22 protein-coding genes and 4 tRNA genes are annotated in these 22,436 nt (G+C 70.0%); 21 read left to right on the forward strand and 5 right to left on the reverse strand.

Features of this window, described 5'->3' with window-relative positions; all coding sequences use genetic code 11:
- Positions 1-750: 750 nt before the first annotated feature.
- Entirely contained in the window at positions 751-1,977 is a 1,227-nt protein-coding gene (locus C1A38_RS17480; protein WP_233196881.1) for an IS110 family RNA-guided transposase, read from the forward strand.
- Between the two features lie 81 nt (positions 1,978-2,058).
- On the opposite strand, the gene C1A38_RS17485 is transcribed toward C1A38_RS17480, so the two are convergent.
- The gene (locus tag C1A38_RS17485; protein ID WP_102658882.1) at positions 2,059-3,105 is read right to left on the reverse strand and encodes a glutathione S-transferase family protein; all 1,047 of its coding nucleotides are present in this window, start codon (positions 3,103-3,105) and stop codon (positions 2,059-2,061) included.
- Between the two features lie 132 nt (positions 3,106-3,237).
- On the reverse strand, positions 3,238-3,372 hold the full coding sequence (locus C1A38_RS32215) for a hypothetical protein (protein ID WP_286047507.1): 135 nt from the start codon (positions 3,370-3,372) through the stop codon (positions 3,238-3,240).
- 436 nt (positions 3,373-3,808) lie between these two features.
- Here C1A38_RS32215 and C1A38_RS17495 point away from each other — a divergent pair, with 436 nt between their 5' ends.
- From C1A38_RS17495 to C1A38_RS17530, 8 genes are all read left to right on the forward strand, one after another.
- On the forward strand, positions 3,809-4,435 hold the full coding sequence (locus tag C1A38_RS17495) for a NuoI/complex I 23 kDa subunit family protein (RefSeq protein WP_102658883.1): 627 nt from the start codon (positions 3,809-3,811) through the stop codon (positions 4,433-4,435).
- A complete protein-coding gene (locus tag C1A38_RS17500) occupies positions 4,432-5,031 on the forward strand; it encodes an NADH-quinone oxidoreductase subunit J family protein (RefSeq protein WP_102658884.1) in 600 nt (199 codons plus the stop codon). Before C1A38_RS17495 ends, C1A38_RS17500 begins: the two co-directional genes overlap by 4 nt.
- Entirely contained in the window at positions 5,028-5,384 is a 357-nt protein-coding gene (nuoK, locus tag C1A38_RS17505; RefSeq protein WP_102658885.1) for an NADH-quinone oxidoreductase subunit NuoK, read from the forward strand. The genes C1A38_RS17500 and nuoK overlap by 4 nt, the downstream gene beginning before the upstream one ends.
- Entirely contained in the window at positions 5,381-7,330 is a 1,950-nt protein-coding gene (locus tag C1A38_RS17510) for an NADH-quinone oxidoreductase subunit 5 family protein (RefSeq protein WP_102658886.1), read from the forward strand. Before nuoK ends, C1A38_RS17510 begins: the two co-directional genes overlap by 4 nt.
- Positions 7,331-7,376: 46 nt before the next feature.
- A complete protein-coding gene (locus C1A38_RS17515) occupies positions 7,377-8,909 on the forward strand; it encodes a complex I subunit 4 family protein (protein ID WP_102658887.1) in 1,533 nt (510 codons plus the stop codon).
- Between the two features lie 34 nt (positions 8,910-8,943).
- Positions 8,944-10,434 carry an NADH-quinone oxidoreductase subunit N gene (locus C1A38_RS17520; RefSeq protein ID WP_102658888.1) on the forward strand — a complete coding sequence of 497 codons (1,491 nt, stop codon included), beginning with the start codon at positions 8,944-8,946 and terminating at the stop codon, positions 10,432-10,434.
- A gap of 139 nt (positions 10,435-10,573) precedes the next feature.
- Complete coding sequence (htpX, locus tag C1A38_RS17525; RefSeq protein ID WP_102658889.1) at positions 10,574-11,446, forward strand: zinc metalloprotease HtpX; 873 nt, start codon at positions 10,574-10,576, stop codon at positions 11,444-11,446.
- A gap of 131 nt (positions 11,447-11,577) precedes the next feature.
- Positions 11,578-12,837, forward strand: a complete 1,260-nt coding sequence (locus C1A38_RS17530) for an MFS transporter (RefSeq protein WP_102658890.1) — start codon at positions 11,578-11,580, stop codon at positions 12,835-12,837.
- 200 nt (positions 12,838-13,037) lie between these two features.
- On the opposite strand, the gene C1A38_RS17535 is transcribed toward C1A38_RS17530, so the two are convergent.
- Complete coding sequence (locus tag C1A38_RS17535; protein WP_102658891.1) at positions 13,038-13,607, reverse strand: dienelactone hydrolase family protein; 570 nt, start codon at positions 13,605-13,607, stop codon at positions 13,038-13,040.
- 65 nt (positions 13,608-13,672) lie between these two features.
- Here C1A38_RS17535 and C1A38_RS17540 point away from each other — a divergent pair, with 65 nt between their 5' ends.
- On the forward strand, positions 13,673-14,236 hold the full coding sequence (locus C1A38_RS17540) for an ArsR/SmtB family transcription factor (protein ID WP_102658892.1): 564 nt from the start codon (positions 13,673-13,675) through the stop codon (positions 14,234-14,236).
- A gap of 355 nt (positions 14,237-14,591) precedes the next feature.
- On the opposite strand, the gene C1A38_RS17545 is transcribed toward C1A38_RS17540, so the two are convergent.
- The gene (locus C1A38_RS17545) at positions 14,592-15,086 is read right to left on the reverse strand and encodes a YajQ family cyclic di-GMP-binding protein (RefSeq protein ID WP_102658922.1); all 495 of its coding nucleotides are present in this window, start codon (positions 15,084-15,086) and stop codon (positions 14,592-14,594) included.
- 140 nt (positions 15,087-15,226) lie between these two features.
- Between C1A38_RS17545 and C1A38_RS17550 the strand changes: the two genes are divergently transcribed.
- Positions 15,227-15,310, forward strand: a tRNA-Tyr gene (locus tag C1A38_RS17550).
- 156 nt (positions 15,311-15,466) lie between these two features.
- Here the strand turns inward: C1A38_RS17550 and C1A38_RS17555 are convergent.
- A complete protein-coding gene (locus C1A38_RS17555; protein ID WP_158244908.1) occupies positions 15,467-15,712 on the reverse strand; it encodes a hypothetical protein in 246 nt (81 codons plus the stop codon).
- A gap of 728 nt (positions 15,713-16,440) precedes the next feature.
- Here C1A38_RS17555 and C1A38_RS31170 point away from each other — a divergent pair.
- The 10 genes from C1A38_RS31170 to nusG all read left to right on the forward strand — a co-directional run bounded on the left by C1A38_RS31170 (position 16,441) and on the right by nusG (position 22,271).
- On the forward strand, positions 16,441-16,587 hold the full coding sequence (locus C1A38_RS31170) for a hypothetical protein (RefSeq protein ID WP_158244909.1): 147 nt from the start codon (positions 16,441-16,443) through the stop codon (positions 16,585-16,587).
- Positions 16,588-16,647: 60 nt separating this feature from the next.
- Entirely contained in the window at positions 16,648-19,176 is a 2,529-nt protein-coding gene (locus tag C1A38_RS17560) for a putative bifunctional diguanylate cyclase/phosphodiesterase (protein ID WP_102658894.1), read from the forward strand.
- A 92-nt stretch (positions 19,177-19,268) separates the two neighbouring features.
- Positions 19,269-19,341 (forward strand) — tRNA-Thr (locus C1A38_RS17565).
- 25 nt (positions 19,342-19,366) lie between these two features.
- Positions 19,367-19,439: transfer RNA gene (locus tag C1A38_RS17570), tRNA-Met, on the forward strand.
- 131 nt (positions 19,440-19,570) lie between these two features.
- Complete coding sequence (gene rpmG, locus C1A38_RS17575) at positions 19,571-19,738, forward strand: 50S ribosomal protein L33 (RefSeq protein ID WP_007073056.1); 168 nt, start codon at positions 19,571-19,573, stop codon at positions 19,736-19,738.
- 128 nt (positions 19,739-19,866) lie between these two features.
- Positions 19,867-20,313 (forward strand): MaoC family dehydratase N-terminal domain-containing protein, encoded by a 447-nt coding sequence (locus tag C1A38_RS17580; RefSeq protein WP_102658895.1) that lies wholly within the window; start codon positions 19,867-19,869, stop codon positions 20,311-20,313.
- Position 20,314: 1 nt separating this feature from the next.
- Complete coding sequence (locus C1A38_RS17585) at positions 20,315-20,707, forward strand: MaoC/PaaZ C-terminal domain-containing protein (RefSeq protein WP_102658896.1); 393 nt, start codon at positions 20,315-20,317, stop codon at positions 20,705-20,707.
- Between the two features lie 126 nt (positions 20,708-20,833).
- Positions 20,834-20,906: transfer RNA gene (locus tag C1A38_RS17590), tRNA-Trp, on the forward strand.
- Between the two features lie 211 nt (positions 20,907-21,117).
- Positions 21,118-21,510 (forward strand): preprotein translocase subunit SecE, encoded by a 393-nt coding sequence (secE, locus tag C1A38_RS17595; protein WP_102658897.1) that lies wholly within the window; start codon positions 21,118-21,120, stop codon positions 21,508-21,510.
- A 38-nt stretch (positions 21,511-21,548) separates the two neighbouring features.
- Positions 21,549-22,271, forward strand: coding sequence for a transcription termination/antitermination protein NusG (nusG, locus tag C1A38_RS17600; RefSeq protein WP_102658898.1), 723 nt, complete (start codon positions 21,549-21,551; stop codon positions 22,269-22,271).
- The last annotated feature ends 165 nt before the right edge of the window (positions 22,272-22,436 follow it).

A 22,436-nucleotide genomic window follows, 5' to 3' on the forward strand; every position in this document is an offset into this window, starting at 1 on the left:
CACACCCACACACCCACACACCCACACACCCACACACCCACACACCCACACACCCACACACCCGCGATCTTGCACTTCATGTCGCCTTTATGCGCAGTTCATCCCGCTATGTGACGACCAAGAGTGCAAGATCGCCGCGCACAAGGCCCGCAGGCGTAGACCCTCAGGCCGCGCGCACCACACGTACGCGTGGATCTTGCACTTTGTGTCGCCGTTACGCGGCATTTATCCCGGTATTCGGCGACCGAAAGTGCAAGATCAACGCATGAAGGGGCCGCGCGTGCAGGCCCCAGGGCAGGTTCCCGTGCACGGCCCGCGCGGCACGGCCCGCGCGGCACGGCCCGCGCGGCACGGCCCACGCAGGGCATCGACCCACGCAGGGCATCCCCGTGTAGGGCACCCCTGTGCAGGGGTATGCCGCTGCACGGGCCCGCGTGTGCGAGCTTTGCCGCGGGGTTGGGGGCGCGGCGAGGGGTGGGGTTAGTCCTTGTCGCCTCTGGCGAGGTGGCCCGTTCCGGGCTGAAAATCGTGTCGGTCGCTCGCTGACGTCGTTGCTCCTTGGTCCGTGTGAGGTCGTGGGTTAGTCGGACGCTGGTAGCCGCGTTATGGGCCCTTCACTGTTGCTGCGAGCACGCGAGTTAGATTCACCCGTTCTGTGGCTGCCGTGGGCGACCGCCCTGATGTTCGCGCTGGTGGGGAGGGTTTCGGTTGCTGGATCAAGCCCAGGACGAAGAGCAGATCATCACGCGTGTGGCGGGGTTGGACATTGGTAAGGCGTCGTTGGTGTGTTGCGCACGGGTTCCGGACGAGAAGAAGCCCGGACGGCGGCTGCAGGAAGTGCGGACCTACCCGACGATGACCCGATCGTTGATCGGGCTGGCCGAGCGTCTGGCCGCGCTGGGGGTGACCCGGGTGGTCATGGAAGCCACCAGTGACTACTGGAAACCGGTGTTCTACCTCCTTGAGGCGCACGGGTTCGAGGTGTGGCTGGTCAACGCCCGCGACGTCAAGCATCTGCCGGGCCGGCCGAAGACCGACAAGCTGGACGCGGTGTGGTTGTGCAAGGTCGCCGAACGGCAGATGATCCGGCCGAGTTTCGTGCCACCGGCGCCGATCCGGATGCTGCGGGATCTGACCCGCTACCGGGTCGATCTGATCGCTGAGGCGGGGGCGGAACGCAACCGGGCGGAGAAGCTGCTCGAAGACGCGCAGATCAAACTGTCGGTCGTGGTCAGCGACCTGTTCGGCACGTCGGGGCGGGCCATGATGGCGGCGTTGATCGCCGGGCAGCGCGACCCACACACCCTGGCCGAACTGGCCCGCTCCAGCCTGCGCCGCAAGATCCCAGCCCTGCAGGAAGCTCTCACCGGTCACTTCACCGACCACCACGCGTTCCTGCTGGGCAAGATGATCGCCCGCATCGAGCAGGTCGAGGCCGACATCCGCGAGGTCGACGCCCGGATCGAGGCGCAACTGGCCCCTTTTGCCCCGGCGGCGACCCGGCTGCTTGAGATCCCCGGAGTCGGCCCGGCCGCCGCTGCCGCGATCATCGCCGAGATCGGCGTGGACATGACCCGCTTCCCGACCCCGGCCCACCTCGCCGGCTGGGCCAAGTTCGCCCCCGGCGTCAAGGAATCAGCCGGCCGCCGCAAAGGCACCGGATCGACCGGACACGGCAACCGCTACCTCGCCCGCGTCCTCGGGCAGATCGCGGTCTCCGCCGCCCGCACCAGCACGTTCCTCGGCGAACGCTACCGGCGCATCGCCCGAAGACGCGGCGCCAAACGCGCCATCGTCGCGGTCGGCCGCTCAGTCCTGACGATCATCTGGCACCTGCTGTCAGACCCCGCAGCCGGCTTCCGTGATCTCGGCGCCGACTTCTACCTCAGCCGCACCGACACCGAACGCCGCAAACGCAACCACATCCACCAGCTCGAAGCCCTCGGCTACCGCGTCACCCTCGACCTCGCCGCCTAACGCACCGCCCAACAAGACCCATCCCGCGCCGCTCCGCGACGCGGGATGCTGCCGCACGTCAAGTTACGGTCGATTTTCGAGTTAGTGCAGGGGGGTGTGGGCGGGGTTGACCTGTTCGGTGGGGGATGGGGGTGGTGGGGGAGTGCCGTTGCCGAAGGGGCGGCCGCCGAGGGCTTCGCGGTCGTGCGGGGTGAGCCAGTTCGACAGGTCGGGGCCCAGCGGCACCACCCCGGTCGGGTTGATGTCCCGGTGCACCTCGTAGTAGTGCCGTTTGATGTGGTCGAAGTCGATCGTGTCGCCGAAGCCGGGGGTGGTGAACAGGTCCCGGGCGTACGCCCACAGCACCGGCATCTCGCTGAGCTTCTGCCGGTTGCACTTGAAGTGGCCGTGGTACACCGGATCGAAGCGCACAAGCGTGGTGAACAGCCGCACGTCCGCCTCGGTGATGGTGTCGCCGACCAGGTAACGCTGCCCGGCGAGCCGGTCGCTGAGCCAGTCCAGCCGGTCGAACAGCCGGTGGTACGCCTTGTCGTACGCCTCCTGGTTGCCGGCGAAGCCGCACTTGTACACGCCGTTGTTGACGTCCTGGAAGACCACCGCGTTTACCTCGTCGATCTCGGCCCGCAGGTGCTCGGGATACAGGTCCGGGGCACCGGGTCGGTGGTGGGCAGTCCATTCGGTGGACAGGTCCAGGCTCATCTGGGCGTAGTCGTTGGTCACCACCTGCCCGGTCGGCACGTCGACGATCGCCGGCACGGTGATGCCGCGCGGATAGTCGGGGTGGCGGGCGAAGTACGCCTCCTGGATGCGTTCGATGCCGAGCACCGGGTCCCGGCCACCCGGGTCCAGGTCGAAGGTCCAGCTCCGCGCGTCGTGGGTCGGCCCGGTGACGCCCATCGACAGGACGTCCTCAAGACCCAGCAACCGCCGTACGATGATCAGCCGGTTCGCCCACGGGCAGGCGCGACTCACCACCAGCCGATAGCGTCCGGGCTCGACCGGATAGCCGTCCCGCCCGTCCGCGGTGATCCGGGTGGTGATGTAGTTCTGGTCCCGGTTGAACTCCCCGCCCGGCTCCACGTACTTCCCGCCGGTCTGTCTCTGGCCCGTGCCGTTGTCTGCCGTCATCGCCCTGCTCCTTGCCCGCGCCGCCTGCCATGCCGGTCCCATCATTGCTGACACTGCGGCCGCTGGCCCGGCAGAAGGGGCGGTGATCGAGCGGAAGCGCGGGAACCGCCCGTGCGATACCCGTCGGGCCGATCAGAGGTATCGGGGTGTCAACTGGGCCACGGACAGGTTCACCGGAAATGGCTCACCGGTGTCGACGAAACTGGTCCACCGTCCGGTCTCGGTGTAGACCTCGTGCACCGGATCGATCCGGTGGGTGTGTACCACGAGACCGGCCGGATCGGTCTCGATCCGCCAGTCCGCACCTCGACACCCTGGGTGACCTCGTACTCGTCGGGGTACTCCGCTTCGAGCGCGACGCCGAGTCGCATGGCGATGGTCTGGTGGGCGGCGGTGGGGGAGGCAGGCACGAGCAGCACTCCATCGAGCAGCTCGCGGCGGCGACCGTCGTCGGGCAGGGCGTCGAGGTCGTCCGTCGTCCACTCGCCCGACGGCGGTTGGTGCAGCGCGGCGGTTATCTGACGGGTCCTTTCCGATGTGTCGTTCTCCCCGTGGTCACGGTACTGACAGCAGAGCCCGGGTGGTGGTCGCGCGCGCCGTGCCCACAGGGCAGGATGGTCGACATGAGCGAGCGTCAGCGAGCGAATCATCGGCTCGGCGCATTGGTGCCTCGTGACGACACGGAGCGCAGCGGAGTGTCGGCATGAGCGAGCGAAGCGAGCCGGCGGGTGTGCCGGGCAGCGGGCTGGTCAAGGGCCTGGCGGTCACGCTCAAGACGATGACGAAGCGCTCCACCACCCAGCAGTACCCGGACGTCGCCCCCGAGTTGCCGCCCCGCTCACGTGGGGTGATCGCGCTGCTGGAGGAGAACTGCACGGTCTGCATGCTCTGCTCCCGCGAGTGTCCGGACTGGTGCATCTACATCGACTCGCACAAGGAGGAGGTGGCGGTGCCCGGCGCCGCCCGCCCTCGCCAGCGCAACGTGCTCGACCGGTTCGACATCGACTTCTCGCTCTGCATGTACTGCGGCATCTGCATCGAGGTCTGCCCGTTCGACGCGCTCTACTGGTCGCCCGAGTTCGAGTACGCCGAGTACGACATCAAGGACCTGCTGCACGACAAGGATCATCTCGGCGAGTGGATGGCGACCGTACCGCCGCCACCGGCGCACGATCCCAACGGTGAGCCGGCCAAGGAGGAGACCGCCGCCGCGCGCAAGGCCGCGATCCCCGCCGCGCCCGCCGCCCGGCCGACCGCCCCGCCGGTACGCCCCGAGCCGGCACCCGGCGGTACGGGTGAGCCCGGCGACGGGGAAGGTGCTTCCGAGTGACCGGCGTGGACGTGCTGCTGCTCGCCCTGGGCGCGGTGGCCGTCGGGTCCGGGGTGTTTGTGGTGTCGACCCGGCACCTGGTCCGCGCCGGGCTCTACCTGGTGGTCTGTCTCGGTGCCGTGGCGGGCATGTATCTGGTGCTCACCGCCGAGCTGGTGGCCTGGGTGCAGGTGCTGATCTACGTGGGCGCGGTGGTGGTGCTGCTGCTGTTCGCGGTGATGCTCACCCGCGCGCCGATCGGTGCCTCGGACGATCTGGACCGTCCGGGGTGGCCGGCCGCGCTGATCGGCGGCGGGGTCGGGCTGGGGTTGGCCGCCCTGCTGATCGACGCGTTCCGCTGGACAACTGTGGAGCTGCCCGAGGCGGGCACCGCCGAGCGGATCGGCGAGCAGGTCTTCGCCAGTTGGGTGCTGCCCTTCGAGGTGCTGTCGATCCTGCTGCTGTCGGCGCTGGTCGGCGCGATCGTGCTGTCCCGCCCCGACATCGGGCGCACACCGGGAGACAGCGCTGCGCGGGACCGCACACCGGGAGACCGTCCAGCCGGGGACGAGCCGGCCGAGCGGGCCGGCTCGGGTGGCGAGGGAGGGGCCCGGTGAGACCGGTCATCCCGTACGTCACCGCCGCGCTGCTGTTCGGCCTCGGCGTGTACGGCGTACTGCGGCGACGCAACGCGGTGCTGGTGCTGATGGGCGTCGAGCTGATGCTCAACGCGGTGAACCTGATCCTGATCACCGCCGACACCACGACCCGGGCGCTGCTGCCGCACAGCGGTCAGGTCTTCGCGCTCTTCGTGATCGTGCTGGCGGCGGCCGAGATCGGGGTGGGGCTGGCGATCGTGCTCCAGCTCTACCGGATGCGGGCCAGCGTCGCCGTCGACGAGGTGCCACTGGACACGGCGCCACTGGACGAGGTGTCGATGGACAAGGTGCCGTTGGAGGGTCAGCGGTGAGCACCACGACGCTGCTGGGCGCGCTGCTGCCGGTCGTACCGCTGGTCGCCGGTCTGGTCGGTCTGCTGCTGCCACCGGCGGCGCGGGGCGCGACCACCGACCGGGACACTTCCCGGCGCGCGGCGATCGCCCTCGGTGTGGCCGGGGCTGCGGGCGCTCTGCTGCTGGCGGTGGCGCTGCTCGTCACTCTTGACGCCCCGGCGGAGTCCTCGACCACCTGGATCCGCTTCGGCGAGCTCACCGTCACCCTCGGGGTACGCCTCGACGGCGCCGCCGCCCTGGTCGCCGTGGCGGTCGCCGCCGTGGCCCTGGCTGTGCAGGTCTACTCGGTCGGCTACCTCACGCGGGGGCCGCACGACGACACGGATGTCGACCACCGCTACCCGCCGTACGCGGCACAGATCAGCCTCTTCACCGCCGCCATGCTGCTGGTGGTGGTCTCCGGGGACCTGATCATGCTGCTGGTCGGCTGGGAGGTGATGGGCATCTGCTCGTACCTGCTGATCGCCCATGACCGGTGGCTGCCGCAGGCGCCGGCCGCCGGGCAGAAGGCGTTCCTGGTGACCCGGGTCGGCGACGTCGGGTTCCTGCTCGGCATCGCCCTGCTCGGGGTTTCGGCGGGCAGCTTCCGGATCGCCGACGTGCTCGCCCACGACCACGGCACCGGCACGCTGACCGCCGCCGGTCTGCTGCTGCTCGCCGGGGTCGCCGGCAAGAGCGCACAGTTCCCGCTGCACACCTGGCTGCCCGACGCGATGGCCGGCCCCACCCCGATCTCCGCGCTGATCCACGCCGCCACGATGGTGGCCGCCGGGGTGTACGCAATCACCCGGCTCTGGCCGCTGTTCGAGGCCACCCCCACCGTGCTGGCCGTCCTCGGGGTGATGGCCTCGGTGACGCTGCTGCTCGGCGCGTTCGCCGCCACCGCACAGGACGACATCAAACGGGTGCTCGCCTGGTCGACGGTCTCCCAACTCGGCTACATGACCGGTGCGCTGGCCGTCGGCTCGCCGCCTGCCGCGCTGTTCCACCTGCTCACCCACGCCGCGTTCAAGGCGTTGCTGTTCCTCGCCGCCGGTGTGGTGATCCACGCCGTCGGTACCGCGGCGATGTCCCGGATGGGCGGGCTGCGGCACAGCATGCCTGTCACCTTCTGGTGCACGCTGATCGGTCTGGGCGCGCTGGCCGGCCTACCCCCGCTCTCCGGCTTCTGGAGCAAGGAGGGCGTGCTCGCCGCCGCCGAGGGTGCCGCCCTGCACGGCGACGGCCCGGCTCCGGCCTGGGTGGGCTGGCTGGTCTGGCTGGCCGGGCTGGTCGGCGTTGCCGTCACCGCCTGGTACGCCACGCGGCTGCTGCTGCGTACCTTCTTCGGCGCGCCGCGCACCCCGCTGACCCACCCGCACGACCCGCCTGCTCTGCTGCGCTGGCCGGTGCTGGCGCTGACCGTGCCGGCGGCCCTGCTCGGCCTGGCCGGCTTCCCCGGCTGGTTCGCCACCCAGTTGCAACGCACGACGCCGTCCGACGCCGAGGGGGTGTCGGACCTGATGCCGCCGGACGGGCTGATCCACCTCACCCCGACCGTCCTGCTGCCCCTGGCGTTGCTGCTGCTCGGGGCGGGCCTGGCCTGGGCCGGTTGGCGGCGGGACACCGCCGCCGATCCGGCGGCGGCGCTGGGTCCGCTGCGGCCGGCCTTCGCCGGCGCGTTCCGCCTCGACGACGTCCAGCACACCCTTGTGGTACGCCCCACGACCGCGCTCGCCCGGGCGGCACGCGTCGCCGACGAGCGGGTCGTCGACGGCGCGGTCACCGGCACCGGCCGGGGTGCGGGTGCCCTCGGCGGCGGCCTCGCCGCCCTGCACCGCTCCGCGCTGCCCCGAGCCGTCGTCGCGGTGCTCGCCGGTGCGTTGCTGATCGCCCTGGCCGCCACCCTGATCGGAGCAATGTGATGAGCCGCAGCGCGTCGCGGGCCGCATCGCGGAGCGGAGCTGCCCGATGAGCTTCGGTGAGTTCCTGCTGGTCGCGGTCCTTGCGCTACCGGCGCTCGGTGCCCTGGCGGTGGCGGCGATCCCCCGCGACCTGCCCGCCCGCGTGGCCGGTACGGTGGCCGCCGCGCTGACCCTGGTCGCGGCGCTGGCGCTGGCCGTCGACCGGTCCGGCAGCTGGACCGCCTACGCGGTGACCCCGCCTGCGGTACGCCCCTGGCACGCCCTCGACCTGCCCTGGGTGCCGGGCCTGGAGCTGCGTTTCCACCTCGGGGTGGACGGCATCTCCTGGCCGCTTGTGGTGCTGACCGCCCTGCTCACCCTGCTCTGCTGCGGGTACACCTGCTGGCGGGTACCGCCCGGTGGCAGCGGGCGCGCCCTGGTGGCGCTGCTGCTGGTGGTCGAGGTCGGCATCCTCGGCACCTTCCTCGCCCTGGACCTGGTGCTGTTCTTCCTCTTCTTCGAGATCGTCCTGCTGCCGATGTACGCGATCATCGTCGGCTGGGGCGGCGACGGCACCGACCCGGCGGCGGTGGTGGCACGGCGTCGGGCGGCCCGCAAATTCGCCCTGTACACCCTGTTCGGCTCGGTGCTGCTGCTGGTCGGGGTCTACGTGGTGGTGGCCGCCGCCGGTACCGCCGACATCGTCGCGCTGACCGGCGGCAACGGACTGGCCCGGGGCACCCAACTGGCCGCGTTCACGCTGCTCGCGGTGGCCTTCGCGGTGAAGAGTCCGCTCTGGCCGCTGCACTCCTGGCTGCCCGACGCGCACACCCAGGCCCCGACCGTCGGCAGCGTGCTGCTCGCCGGGGTGCTGCTCAAGATGGGCACGTACGGTCTGATCCGGGTCGCCGTCGGGGTGGCGCCGGAAGGGGCCCGCTGGGCGGCACCGGTGCTGGGCGTACTCGCCGTCGCGGCGATCCTGATCGGATCACTTGTGTGTCTGGCGCAGACCGAGCTGAAACGGCTCATCGCGTACTCAAGCGTGGGGCACATGGGGTTCGTGCTGCTCGGGATCGCCACGCTGACCGCCACCGGCATCCAGGCGGCGCTGATCGGCAACGTCGCGCACGGCATCATCACCGGCCTGCTGTTCTTCCTCGCCGGGGCGATAAAGGACCGGACCCACACCGGGGCGCTGCGCGAACTGTCCGGGCTGCGGGAGACCGCCCCCCGGCTGTCCGGGCTGCTCGCCTTCGCGGCGGTCGCCTCGCTGGGGCTGCCCGGCCTGGCCGGGTTCTGGGGTGAGGCGTTCGCGGTGGTCGCCGCCGTCGAAGTGGGCGGCGCGCTGTGGATCACGCTGGCGGTGCTTGCCGCGTTCGGCGGTGCGCTGACGGCGGCGTACCTGCTGCGGCTGTTGCGGCAGGTCACCCACGGCACTGCGACGCCTGCGGTGGCCGGGCTGAAACCGGGACTGGCCGGAGCCGAGGTGGCCGCCTGGACGCCGCTGGTGCTGCTCGCGCTGGCCGTCGGGCTGGCACCGACCCTGGTGCTTGGTGTCGCCGAGGCACCGGTGACGGCCCTGGTGGAGGTCCTGCGATGACGACGACCCGGGACCGGGCCGACGGGAGGCAGCCGTGAGCAGGGTGCAGAGCGTCGACAGTGTGGCGCTGCTGCCGGCGTACCTGGCCGCCGGGACGGCCGTGCTGGCGCTCCTGGTCGACCTGGTGCTGGCCCGCAGGACGGCGACGATCGTCGCGGCGGCCACCGGTGCACTCGCCACCCTCGTCGCGGCCGTGGCGGTCGGTGCCGGAGCCGAACGCCGTACCTTCTGCGTCGGGGCCGACTGCTCGTACGTCTTCGGCGGGCGGGCCGCGCTGGTGGCCGGGCTGGTGGCGCTGCTGGCGCTCGGGGTGTTGGCGTTGGCCGGGCCGCTGCTGCGCGACGGCGTGACCCCGGTGGGGGAGTTCTGCTTCCTGCTCGCCTGCTCGATGACCGGTGGTGTGGTGCTCGGCGCGGCCGGCGACCTGATCACCCTGATCGTGGCGGTGGAGGCGTTGACCCTGCCGCTGTACATCCTGGTCGGGCTGCGCCGGGGGAGCCTGGCCAGCGCCGAGGCGGCGGTCACCTTCTTCGTGGTCAGCGTGGTGGCCACCACGCTCACCCTGCTCGGTGCGGCGCTGCTCTACGCGGTCACCGGCAGCCTGCACCTGGAACGGCTGGGCGCGATCCTGGCCGACCGCTCGGACCTGCTGGACCTGCCGCTGACCACTGTCGCGGTGACGCTGGTGCTGGCCGGGCTGGCGTTCAAGGTGGCGGCGGTGCCGTTCCACGCCTGGGCCCCGGCCACGTACGACGGGGCACCGCTGCCGGTGGCCGCGTACCTGTCGACGGCGTCGAAGCTCGGCGGGGTGGTCGCCCTGCTGGCCGTGGTGCAGCACGCGCTGCCACTGAGCGTGGCGGGGCCGGTGCTGGCCCTGGTCGCCGCGCTGACCATGACCGTGGGCAACCTGGTGGCCCTGCGTCAGCGGCGTACGGTGCGGCTGCTGGCCTGGTCCTCGGTGGCCCAGGCGGGCTACATCCTGGCCCCCCTCGGCGCTCTCGCCCTGGCCGACGTCGACGCCCGCTCCGCCGCGTACGCCGCCGCTCTGGCGTACGCCGTCTTCTTCGTGCTGTTGGAACTGGCCGCCTTCGCCGGGGTGGTGGCCCTGCGCCCGGCCGGGGCGGACGGTGGTCGCCTCGACGACCTGCGCGGCGCGGCCCGGCGGCACCCCTGGGTCGGCGCGGGCCTGGCGTTCGCGCTGATTGGGCTCGCCGGCCTGCCACCGGGGTTGGCCGGGTTGTTCGCCAAGGTGACCGTGGTGCGGTCGCTGCTCGGCGGCGATGCGGCCTGGCTCGCCCTGCTGGTGGCGCTGAACGCGGTCATCGGCCTGGCCTACTACCTGCGCTTCGCCGCGCTGCTCTACACCCCGACCGACAGTGCCCTCGCCGGTACTCCGGCCGGTGACGCGCCTGCCGGGGCGATCCGACCGGCTCGCGTGGTGGTGGCCGCGCTGGCCGTGGCGACCGCGATCGCCGTGATCGTCGGCTTCGCACCGCAACTGGTGCTCGATCTCGCCGGCAGCTGAATCCGGCCTGACCTGCCGGTGCATTCCCCAACATGACTGTCACTCAGGTAACTCTCAGTCATGAACCGGATGGTTGACGGGTACCGGGTTGTTGTACCGGTCGACGGATCCACGCATCCGTGCACCGAAGGAGTGATTCGTGCACCACAACCGTCTGAAGACCGCCGCGCTGCTCGGCCTGCTCACCTCGCTGATCCTGGCGGTGGGCTACTGGTTCGGCGGCAGTGGCGGCCTGGTCATCGCCGTCGTCATCTCGCTTGTGATGAACGGCGTCACCTACTTCTACTCCGACAAGCTGGCGCTTCGCTCGATGCGGGCACAACCGGTCAGCGAGGCACAGTTCCCCGAGCTGTACCACATGGTGCGGGAGTTGGCAGCCGAGGCACGGCAGCCCATGCCCCGCCTCTACATCAGCCCGACCGCCCAGCCCAACGCGTTCGCCACGGGTCGTAACCCGCAGAACGCGGCGGTCTGCGTGACCCAGGGGATCGTCGAGCTGCTCGACTACCGGGAGTTGCGGGGCGTCATCGGGCACGAGCTGTCACACGTCTACAACCGGGACATCCTGATCTCCAGCGTGGCCGCCGGCCTGGCCGGCATCATCACCATGGTGGCGAACCTCGCCCTGTTCATCCCGCTCGGCGGCAACGACGAGGACGGCCCCAACCCGGCAGTGCTGCTGCTCACCATCATCCTGGGCCCGATCGCGGCCAGCATCATCCAGTTGGCGATCAGCCGCAGCCGGGAGTTCCAGGCGGACGCCTCCGGCGCGGAACTCACCCGTGACCCGCTGGCGCTGGCCAGCGCGCTGCGGAAGATCCACATGGGCGCCCAGCGTCGGCCGCTGCCGGCCGAGGGGCAGCTCACCAGCACCGCGCACCTGATGATCGCCAACCCGTTCAAGGGCGGCGGGGTCGCGGCGCTGTTCGCCACCCACCCGCCCATGGAACAGCGCGTCGCCCGGCTGGAGCAGATGGCCCGCAACATGGGCCCGGTCCGCTACCAGCGCTGACCCGCACCGATCCTTCGCCGCCCACACCGGGTCCACCCGGTGTGGGCGGCACCCTATTCGGTTGCGGGCCACCACCTGGACAGCGTTAGGGTTCAAACCGCTCTCGCTCATTACACCTGTGGAGGTCCTCGGTGGCTGGTCTGCGCCGTTACCTGGGCGTTTGGCACCTTCCCGGGGCGCCGACCCTGTTGATCACCGGCATCATCGGGCGACTCGGGATCGGCATGACCCCGCTGGCCCTGCTGCTGGTCATCGAGGAGGTCACCGGCCGCTACTCGCTGGCCGCCCTGGCCGGCGGCTGCTACGCCCTCGCCGGGGCCGCGCTCAGCCCGGTGGCCGGGCGGATCGCCGACCGCATCGGCCCCACCCCGGTCCTGATCGGCACCGCGGTCGCCCACCCACTGGCCCTGATCGGCCTGCTCTGGGCGGCCCGCTCCGAGCAGACACCCTTCGCCCTGGTCCTGGTGGCCGCCGCCCTGGCCGGTGCCTCCTACCCGCCGCTGACCGCCGCGATCCGCGGCGCGTGGAACGACCTGACAAGCGTCGCCTCCGGCCGGTACCACCTGCGCAACACCGCCCTGGCCGCCGAGACCACCCTCTTCGAAGTCGTCTTCGTGCTCGGCCCACTGCTGGTCGCCGGCTTCGTCCTGTTCGCCGACGCCGGGGCCGCGCTGATCGGTGCGGCGGTGGTGACCCTGGTCGGCACCGTGGCCGTGGCGCTCGGCCAGACCATGCGTGGCTGGCAGCGGCACGAAGGGGAGCACCAGACCCGAGGCCTCGGCCCACTGCGGGTCCCCGGATTCCCGGCCCTGCTGCTCTGCGTGGCCAGCCTCGGCATCGCCTTCGGCGCGGCCGGCGTGACGGTGCCCGCCTTCGCCACCCGCTACACCCCCGACGACCCGGACAGCCTGGCCGGCGTACTGCTGGCCGTCTGGGGCGTCGGCAGCGCCGTCGGCGGCTTCTGGTTCGGGATCCGCCGCCCGGCCCGCAACATGACCCGACAGTTCGCCTGGCTGCTCGCCGCCGTGGCGGGCAGCTTCGCCGTCTTCGCCGTGATGCCCACCCCCTTGGCGCTCGGCACCGCCCTGGTGGTCGGTGGGGCCACCATCGCGCCGGCCCTGACCCTGGAGAACACACTGGTCGGGCGGATCTCGCCGGTCGGCATGCTGAACGAGGCGTACACCTGGGTGGTCACCATGTCCGTCGGGGCGAGCGCCGCCGGAGGCGCGGTGGCCGGCCTGATCGTCGACCACGCCGGCGGCGTGCCGTGGGCGTTCCTGTTCGCCGGTGCGGCGGTCGCCGCCGGGGCCGCCCTCGCCGCCCTGCCCGCCGGCCCCATCGCCCGCGCAGAAGCCGCCACCGTACGCGTCGAAACCCCCGCCCCGGTCTGACCGGGCCGGCGGTGGGTATCACCGAGGCATGTTCGCCTTCTTCTCGAACCGCCTCGGCTGCCTCGGCTCGATCCTGGTCAGCGCCATCGGCACCATCGTGCTTCTGTTGATCTTCAACCGCTGACCCGGCTGCCGCCCGACGGGATATTTGCACCGAAGACCACCCGACCGGCGTGGGTCAGCTCAGTGGGCCACGCCGGTCAGGTGGCGGCGAGGAACGCCCGTACCCGCTCCATGAGCAGCGCGGCCGCCTCCGGGTCGTACGCGTCGAGTGAGGAGTCGGCGAAGAGGTGCTGGTCGCCGGGATAGACGAACAGTTCGGCGTTCGCTGAGGAGTCGGCGAGTTCGCGTGCGGCCGGCAGGTCCTCGTCGAAGAACTCGTCGCCCTCCTTGCCGTGAATCTGCACCGGCACGTCCTCGGGCCACGCCTCTCCGAATTCCGTGACCGGGAGGCAGGAGTACATCAGGAGGGCCCCGCGGGCACCGGGCCGTGTCTGCGCAAGCTGCTGGGCGATCGTCACGCCGAAGGAGAATCCGGCGTAGACCAGCCCAGGGCCGAGTTCGTCGGCCGCGGCGATGCCGCGCTCCTGGATTGCATCCGGCCCCAACTCACGAGCGAATCCGAACCCTTCCTCGATGCTGCCGAACGTACGGCCATCGAACAGGTCCGGCGTGTGCACGGTGTGTCCGACCTGGCGCAGGCTGTCCGCGAAGCTCCGGACCCCGTCGGTCAAACCTTGGATGTGGTGGTAAAGCAGCACGTTGGCCACGGCGTAGAACCCCCTGTGAACGATCGAAATTTCTCGAACGTTCCGGGACGCTAGTCTGTTCCGCTATGGCAGACAACCCCCCGGACTACGACCTGGCCGAGCGGATCGCGCTGACCAGCCCGGACCAGGTGAAGGCCATCGGCCATCCGCTCCGCACATCGATCCTGCACCTCCTCCACGAGCGGGCCGCGACCGTGACCGAGCTGGCGGCAGCGGTCGAGCGCCCCAAGAGCACGGTCGCGCACCACGTGGACGTGCTCACCCGCAACGGCCTGCTCCAGGTGGTGCGTACGCGAAAGGTGCGGGCGGTCGAGGAGCGCTTCTACGGGCGCACCGCGCGGATGTTCTACATCCCGTCGGAGTCATCGCCCGCCGGCGGACAGATGCCTGGCGACTTCAACGACTTCGAGGTGGCTGCACGCGAGTCAGCGAAGGCGTTCGAGCAGGGAAAGCTCTGGGGCTTCATCCGGCATGCGCGCATCTCGGAGGCGCAGGCCGCTCAGTTCTGGGACCGGATGGCGCAGCTGGTCGACGAGTTCGACCGGATGCCGAGATCCGGCGAGACCATGTACGGGTTCGCGATCGGCGTTTATCCCACCGACCACCCGACCCTGCCGAGGGAGCAGTGACACGCCACCCGAGAAGGCTGCCGGTCGTCTCGCATCCCGTGGCCGGCGTCGCGGTCCCCGGCGGTTGCGCAGGAGCATTCCCGCCCGCCATCGGCCAGGTGGCGGACCGGGCAGACCGCCGCCCGACCCGCCCACGTTCGGACGAGCCGTTTGAGGTGGCGGGCCGGGCGGCGGCCCGCTCCCCAGGAGGCGGGTCGATGGCAGGCAGTGGGATGGGTCGTCGTGGTGTGACGGCATCAGGACCAGACTCGACCAAGCCGTCACCAGGCCGTCAGCGGTCAGGTAGGGACCAGTGCCGACGACTCCTGCCGAGGCCACAGGGGCAGCCGGTCCGCCGACCGGCTAGGACGGTGGTCTACCTGTAGTTGGTGAACTGAAGGGCGACGCCAAAGTCCTCCGCCTTGAGCAGGGTGATGACGGCCTGAAGGTCGTCCTTCTTCTTGCCTGTCACGCGCAACTGGTCGCCCTGGATCTGCGCCTGCACGCCCTTGGGGCCCTCGTCGCGGATCTTCTTGCTGATCGCCTTGGCCTTCTCCTGGTCGATGCCCTGCACCACCTTGGCGTCGATCTTGAAGATCTTGCCCGACGGACGAGGATCCCCGGCGTCCAGCGACTTCAGCGAGATGTTCCGCTTGATCAGCTTCTCCTTGAAGACCTCCAGCGCGGCCCGTACCCGCTCCTCGGTCTCCGCCTGGAGGCTGATCGCCTCCTCGCCCGACCAGGAGATCTCCGCACCCGTACCCCGGAAGTCGAACCGCGTCGCAAGCTCCTTCTCCGCCTGGCGAAGGGCGTTGTCGACCTCCTGGCGGTCAACCTTGCTGACGATGTCGAACGACGGGTTCGCTGCCATGCTCATACTCCTGCTGTTTGTGATCGTTTGCCCCTGGATGACCAGGGGTGCGACCCCCTGACGGTACCCGGTTGCGCCGAAGCCGGGAGGAGCCGCTATCCTTGCTTCCGCCGCCGCACCTCGGTGCGGAGGTGTGCCCTGGCGGGTTGCCCGAGCGGCCAATGGGAGCGGACTGTAAATCCGTCGCGAAAGCTACAGAGGTTCGAATCCTCTACCCGCCACCAGGTGCAGAAACGGCCCCTGACCAGCAGAGATGCTGATCGGGGGCCGTTTTCGTCGATCTACCTCTGTCGGGCGCGGGCGATCGGGGTCTGTGGGAGACGGGTCGGGGTTGGCAGGTAGTCCGGGGCTTGGGCTGACGCGGTAGTTGGAGGTGTCGTTCAGTTGCTCAGCGCTGTGGTGTCGCCGGCGAGGCGGCGGGCTTCGGCGATGACGTCCTCGTCGAGGTCTGCGGTCGTTGTGCTGGTGTACGGCTGCCCGTTGTAGACCGAGTCGACGTAGTCGTAGGCGATGTCGAGGGCGATCAGGTCGGCTGCCAGTGGAGTGCCGTCCCAGGTGATGAATCGGTACGCCCAGGATGTCAGGTCGCGGGGCGCGATGGTCTGCGCGAGCAGTCGGCGGGCCATGACGCGGAGTGCCGCATCTTCGCCCTCTCGGCTGCCCGTCGGGTAGTAGGTCAGCGAGAGTTCCGCGAGGGCGCCTTCAAGCCAGCGCCGCAACTCGTCGCTTTCGTTGCCATATCCACTCGTAGGTTCCTCGTCCGATGGCTGTGAACCCCGAACGGGACGAGGGGCAGCACTTGCTGGACGAGTCGCAATGGCGGGTATCTGTTGGTGGCGACCATGATCGGTGGCGTGCGTGATCCGACACTTCACTGCGGCGGCCGGCTTCGACCGTCGGGCGAGGGGTCCTTGCTGGGCATAGGCAGATCTCGCGGCCGTCTCGGGGCCGTCGTCCTGGACTGACTGGCTGAATCATCCATTCATGGGGGTGACTGAATTGGTATGTCGCGCCTACTCTGGTCGTGGTGCGGGCGGCGGTCTGGGGGGCCGTCGTCGGGGGCGTTGACTGGGCGCTTTCGGCGGCGTTTCAGGACACTGCGGCAGGGTGGCGCGGTTGGTCCGCTAGACCCGCTAAGCCACCTAAGTGGTGTATGTGCGGATAGCGTGTTCTTCCGGCTAGCCGTCGTCCGGAGGGCTTTGACCTGGTCGGATGCGGTGCGGCGGTGCACGTGCAGCTGATGTCAAGCGGCAACCCGACCAACATCGGGTTTGCGAGCTTTCCACCGCCCCGCAGGCTGTGGCACCATCGGAGAGCCCTGTTACGCACATTCGTCACCCCGCCAGGAGCGCTCATGTCTGCTCACCGTCTGGGCCGGCTACTCGGCTCCCTTCTGCTCGTCTCCGGCCTGGTGGTCGCGGCCGGCGTCGCCGGCGAGTTCGAGGTCCGGACCCACGGCATCGAATGGATGATGCCGGTGTTGGGCACGCAGGTGCGCTGACGCGCGTCCCGTCCTGACTCGGGCTCTACACCTCCAGCACCCCACGTCCCGAGGAGAGCCATGACGCCGTCGAGGTCTGGCTCTTCTCGCGGACGTACCGAACGGGCCTGGCTGATCACGGCTCCGCTCGCCCTCTGTGCTGTCCTCTTCTCACTCCTGCTGGGCTTGACCGTTCGGCCTGCGCTGGGTGACTGGCTGCTCACGCTGCTGCTCACGGTGGCGATGATCATTGCCGCCATCCCCACCATCAACGTGGTGGTGCGTCGGCAGGCGCTCGGCACCACGTTCACCGAAATTCCGCTCGTCGTCGCGCTCTTCGTGCTGCCCCCGCTGTCGGTGGTGCTGGCGTACACCGTGGCCACGCTCGTGGTGCAGGTGCGCCGCAAGCTGTTGCCGCCGAAGCTCTGGTTCAACGTGGCCCTCGCTGCGGCGGCGACCGCCCTGGCGACGATGGTCTACACGGTCCTGCCGACTCCGGTGGGTGCCGGGCCCGCCACCTGGGGGTTGCTGCTCGCGGCGATCGCTACGCACGCCCTTGTCGGGTTCGTCGCGGTGGTCGCGGTGATCTCCGTCGTGCAGGGCTGGCAGTCCGGCCGGGAGTTGATCCGGGCGGTTCCGCCGATGTCGCTCACCGTGGCGATCAACCTCTCCGTCGGCATCCTGATCATCATCGGCCTGGAGAGCACGCCGTGGGCGGTTTTCCTCTTCGCCGGTCTCGCCGTGGCGTTCGCGCTCGTCTACGACACGTACACACAGGTCATCCGGCAGCACCGCACGCTGACGGAGATGTACGAGCTGACCAAGGCGATCACCGAGAGCGGGTCGGACGGCAACCTCATCGACGCCCTGCTGGTCCGCATCCGCAGTCTCATGCAGGCCGAGTACGCGACGCTGTGGCTGCCCGCCCAGGGGCGGCACCCGGAGGTGCTGCTCACCGCCCAGGAGGGCAAGTCCGGTCTGCTCGACTCGGCGCTCACCCCGCAGGCGCTGCGGGACGCGGCAGTGACCCGCCAGTCGACGGTGTCGGTGGGCAGCCGGTTCGGCGCCGACCCGGAGTTGCGGGAGTCGTTGGGGCGGGTGGCCAAGGACGTGATCGTGGTACCGCTGCGGTCGGGCAAGGCGGTCATCGGCACGCTTGAGGTGGCGAACCGCCTCGGCGACGTCAACTCGTTCCGCCCGGCGGACGTGCCGGTCCTCCAGACGGTCAGCGCCCACGCCGCGGTCGCACTGGAGAACTCCCGGCTGGTCGACCGGTTGCGCCACGACGCGTACCACGACGGGCTCACCAAGCTGCCCAACCGGCGTCGGATCCTCGGCGCGCTCGCCGAGGCGGTCCGGATCCGGGCCCCCGGCGAGGTCGTCGCGCTGCTGCTGTTCGACGTGGATCGGCTGCGCCAGGTGAACGAGTCGCTGGGGCATGCCGCCGGAGACAAGGTGCTGACCGAGGTCGCCAACCGGCTGCGCGGCTGCGTGCCGTCGGCCGCCCTGGTCGGTCGGGCCGGTGGCGACGAGTTCCTGGTGACCCTGCGACTGGAGAGCGCCGAAGCAGCGGTGGAGCTGGCCGGCCAGCTCCGCGAGCAGATTCGCGACGAGATGGTCTTCGACGCGCTCACCCTCGATGTGGACACCGCCGTCGGGGTCGTCGTACACCCGGATCATGGCAGTGACCCGGCGACCCTGCTGCAACGGGTCGATGTGGCGGCGACCGCCGCGAAGTCGGTGCCGGGCAGCGTGCAGCTGTACAACCCGGCGCTGGAGTCGCGTTCGCTGCGCCGCCTCGGGCTCGCCGGCGACCTGCGCAGCGCCCTCGACAACGGTGAGCTGGAGATCTACTACCAGCCCAAGGTGACGCTGCGGGACCGCCGGCTGGTCGGGGTGGAGTGCCTGGCCCGCTGGGAGCATCCGACGCACGGCACGGTCGCCCCGGCGGACTTCGTCGCGGTCGCCGAGCACACCGGCCAGCTCGGTCGGCTCACCGAGTTCGTGCTTCGGGAGGGGCTGCGGCACAGCCGCGACTGGGCGCACGGCGGCCAGTCGCTCGCCGTCGCGGTCAATCTGTCCGCGCGTACGCTCAACGACGAACATTTTCCCGAGCAGGTCCGGGACCTCCTGGCGGAGTACGACATCCCGCCGCAGTTGCTGACGCTGGAGATCGAGGAGGCCGGGGTCCTCGACGGCACCGACCGGCCGATCCCGAGCCTGCGTCGACTGCGTGATCTGGGCGTACGGCTGTCGGTGGACGACTTCGGCACCGGCAGCTCGTCGCTGGCCCACCTGCGCCGGCTCCCGGTGCACGAGGTGAAGGTGGACCGCTCCTTCGTGCAGGGCATGGCGACCGACCCGGGGGACCTGGCCATCGTCAACGCCGTGGTCACCCTCTCCCAGCAGTTCGGGCTGACCGTGGTGGCCGAAGGGGTGGAGAGCGAGCTGACCCTGGAGCTGCTCCAGGACATCGGCTGCGAGATCGGGCAGGGATTCCTGTTCAGCCGGCCCCTGCCGTACGAGCGGTTGGAGGCCTGGTTCGGTGCCCAGGTCGACCCCGAGTCGATCTCCAGCCGCGAGCTTCCGCGCCTGCGCGCAGTGCCCTGAGCTGGGCGTACGCCGGCACCGGGGATCCGATTTCACCAGCAGGGGATGGCCGTGTACTCTTACCTCTGCGCGGCCACCGAGTGATCGCGCAGGCCCCCTTAGCTCAGTCGGCAGAGCGTCTCCATGGTAAGGAGAAGGTCTACGGTTCGATTCCGTAAGGGGGCTCAGAGGGTCCGGCTGGGCCCACCACGGCGGTGTAGCTCAGATGGCAGAGCAAGCGGCTCATAATCGCTGTGTCGCCGGTTCAAGTCCGGCCACCGCTACTCTCCGCCGCCGGGGTGAACCCGGTGGTCAGTGGGACGGGCGCCACAGGCGCCCGCTTTGCGTGTCCGCTCCGGCGGCGCGTAGGCTTTGACGCCGTAGTTGTATCCGTTAGCGAGGAAGGCACTCCGCCGTGGCGAAGGCGACCGATGTCCGGCCGAAGATCACTTTGGCGTGTGTGGAGTGCAAGGAGCGCAACTACATCACGCGCAAGAACCGCCGTAACGACCCGGACCGCATCGAGCTGAAGAAGTTCTGCCCCCGGGACGGTCGGCACACCGTTCACCGCGAGACGCGCTGAGCGTCGCCGGGCCTCGCCCGGCACTCTTCTGAACCATCACGATCGCCGGTTCACGCGGCGGGCGCGGCTTTCTGCCGCTCCCAGCCCGCGTGGATCGGCGATCTTGTTCTGCGTGTAGGTTCGGCGGCATGTCCCTGGACCAGTCCTTCGTCGGCCGGACCTATCCGCCGACCGCCCCCTATCAGGTGGGCCGCGAAAAGATCCGTGAGTTCGCGCGCGCGATCGGGGCCACCGATGCCGCCTACCACGACCCGGAAGCCGCCCGTGCGCTGGGCCACCCGGACGTGGTCGCGCCACCGACCTTCCCGATCGTGCTCACCATGGCTGCCAACCAGCAGATGATCGAGGACCCGGACCTCGCCATCGACTACACCCGGGTCGTCCACGGCGACCAGCGGTTCGCGTACACCCGTCCGGTGGTGGCCGGCGACGAGCTGGTCTGTGTCAACGCCATCGAGGAGATCACCGGCCGCGGGGGGCACGTCTTCGTGACCAGCCGGACCGAGGTCACCACGACCGCCGGCGAGCCGGTGGTCACCGCCTGGATGAAGCTCGTCGTACGCGGGGAGGCCTGAGATGGAACTGTCCACCCAGACGTTCCGGGTGACCCGGGCGGACCTGATCCGCTACGCGGGCGCCTCGGGCGACTTCAACACGATCCACTGGAGCGACCGGTTGGCCACCAAGGTCGGCCTGCCCGGGGTGATCGCCCACGGCATGTTCACCATGGCGCTGGTCGGTCGCGCGGTCACCACCTGGGCCGGCGCGCCCGACGCGGTCGTCGACTACGGGGTCCGGTTCACCCGGCCGGTGGTGGTTCCCGACGACGATTCCGGCACCGAGATCGTGGTGACCGCGGTGGTCCGCGAGGTGACCGAGGACGGTCTGACCAGGCTCGACATCACCGCCACCTGTCAGGGGGACAAGGTGCTGTCGATGGCGCGTGCCACCGTACGAACAGCGGGCTGACCTGCACCGCAGGGCGCGATGGCCAGACCGGTTGGGAAACTCGGGTCCGTACCCGTACACTGGTCCGCCGTGGGGCAAGTGACTCCTGCCTGGTCGTGTGACCTGGTGGGATGAGCGTTGCCGCATAGGGGTGTAGCTCAATTGGCAGAGCAGCGGTCTCCAAAACCGCAGGCTGCAGGTTCAAGTCCTGTCACCCCTGCGCCTCAGGCCTGACCGTTCCGTGGGTCGCGCCACCGAAAGGTGGCGCCCGGCCCGTGGTGGTGGCATCGGCGGGGAGGTTCCGAGGCATCGGGCCTTCCGGCTGATCCGCCGGCCGCGGCCCGTCCCGGGACGGTTGGGTCCGGCTGGCGTGACCAAACGCCGCGTACGCGAACCGCGTGCGACCCCGATATCCCGCGACGGAGGGCGAAGTGGCCGACAACAAGCGGCGCGGCGAGGACGCCGACGACGACCGCCTGAACGACGAGGTCGTCAGTGACGGCGCCGACGACGACGCCACCGACGCGGACGAGCCGGTAACCCGGGGCGGCACCGCCACCCGGGAGCGAGCGAAGGCGGAATCCGCCGACAGCCGGTCGAAGACGCGTGCCGATGGCGAGAAGGTGGGCCTGTTCGGCCGCGTCGCGCGTTTCATCCGCGAGGTCGTGGCGGAACTGCGTAAGGTCATCTGGCCGACCCGCAAGGAGTTGCTGACCTACACGGGCGTGGTTATCGCGTTCGTCTCGGTGATGCTGGCGATCGTCGCCCTCCTTGACTTCGCTTTTGCGAAGGGCGTGCTGTGGGTTTTCGGCAACCCCAGCTGACCGGCTGACTGTGCCGATAGTGACGGAAGTGAGCGAGCGTGCCTGAGTACGACGAGACCGCCGAGACCCCGGACGAGCAGTCCACGGTGGCGACGGCGGCTGGCGACGAGTCGGTCGAGGCCGCCAGCGAGCCGGAGTTCGCGATGACCGAGCCCGCGCCCGAGGAGGACTACGACCCGGTCGCCGAGCTGCGCCAGAAGCTGCGCTACGCGCCCGGCGACTGGTACGTGGTGCACTCGTACGCCGGTTACGAGAACAAGGTCAAGACCAACCTCGAAACCCGGATCACGTCCCTCGACATGGAGGACTACATCTACCAGGTCGAGGTGCCGACCCGGGAAGAGGTCGAGGTCAAGAACGGCAAGCGGTCCCAGGTGCAGGCCAAGGTCTTCCCCGGCTACATCCTTGTCCGGATGGAGTTGACCGCCGAGTCGTACTCCTGCGTACGCAACACCCCCGGGGTCACCGGCTTCGTGGGGGCCACGGACCGGGCCGACCGCCCGGCGCCGCTGAGCCTCGACGAGGTGCTGAAGTGGCTGGCACCGGCGGTGGAGACCGAGCAGAAGAAGGCCAAGCCGGAGATCAAGGTCCTCGACTTCGAGGTCGGCGACTCGGTCACGGTCACCGACGGTGCCTTCGCCTCGCTGCCGGCCACGATCAGCGAGATCAACGCCGACCAGCAGAAGCTCAAGGTGCTGGTGTCGATCTTCGGCCGCGAGACGCCGGTGGAGCTGAACTTCAACCAGGTCGCCAAGATCTGATTCAACGACCGCTGGTGGCGGCTTTCGGGCCGTTGCCAGCGGTCGTTTTCTGTCCGCTTCGCCCGGCCGGTCAACCTCCGTGGGTGCGCCGGTCCCGGCCTGCGCTACCCTAGAACGTCGCTGCTACCCTCCCGCGCTGACCGTGCGCGCCCCGGTGGTGGTGTC

Source organism: Verrucosispora sp. ts21, assembly GCF_002879555.1.
In the GTDB taxonomy this organism is placed as follows: Bacteria; Actinomycetota; Actinomycetes; order Mycobacteriales; family Micromonosporaceae; genus Micromonospora; species Micromonospora gifhornensis.

Bases quoted from the DNA above. Each gene is read 5' to 3' on its own strand.
- C1A38_RS17515 (WP_102658887.1), top strand. From the start codon at position 7,377: ATGAGCTTCGGTGAGTTCCTGCTGGTCGCGGTCCTTGCGCTACCGGCG.
- C1A38_RS17485 (WP_102658882.1), bottom strand. From the start codon at position 3,105: ATGACGGCAGACAACGGCACGGGCCAGAGACAGACCGGCGGGAAGTAC.
- C1A38_RS31170 (WP_158244909.1), top strand. From the start codon at position 16,441: ATGTCTGCTCACCGTCTGGGCCGGCTACTCGGCTCCCTTCTGCTCGTC.
- C1A38_RS17580 (WP_102658895.1), top strand. From the start codon at position 19,867: ATGTCCCTGGACCAGTCCTTCGTCGGCCGGACCTATCCGCCGACCGCC.
- C1A38_RS17585 (WP_102658896.1), top strand. From the start codon at position 20,315: ATGGAACTGTCCACCCAGACGTTCCGGGTGACCCGGGCGGACCTGATC.
- C1A38_RS17560 (WP_102658894.1), top strand. From the start codon at position 16,648: ATGACGCCGTCGAGGTCTGGCTCTTCTCGCGGACGTACCGAACGGGCC.
- C1A38_RS17540 (WP_102658892.1), top strand. From the start codon at position 13,673: ATGGCAGACAACCCCCCGGACTACGACCTGGCCGAGCGGATCGCGCTG.
- C1A38_RS17495 (WP_102658883.1), top strand. From the start codon at position 3,809: ATGAGCGAGCGAAGCGAGCCGGCGGGTGTGCCGGGCAGCGGGCTGGTC.
- C1A38_RS17545 (WP_102658922.1), bottom strand. From the start codon at position 15,086: ATGGCAGCGAACCCGTCGTTCGACATCGTCAGCAAGGTTGACCGCCAG.
- C1A38_RS17555 (WP_158244908.1), bottom strand. From the start codon at position 15,712: ATGGCCCGCCGACTGCTCGCGCAGACCATCGCGCCCCGCGACCTGACA.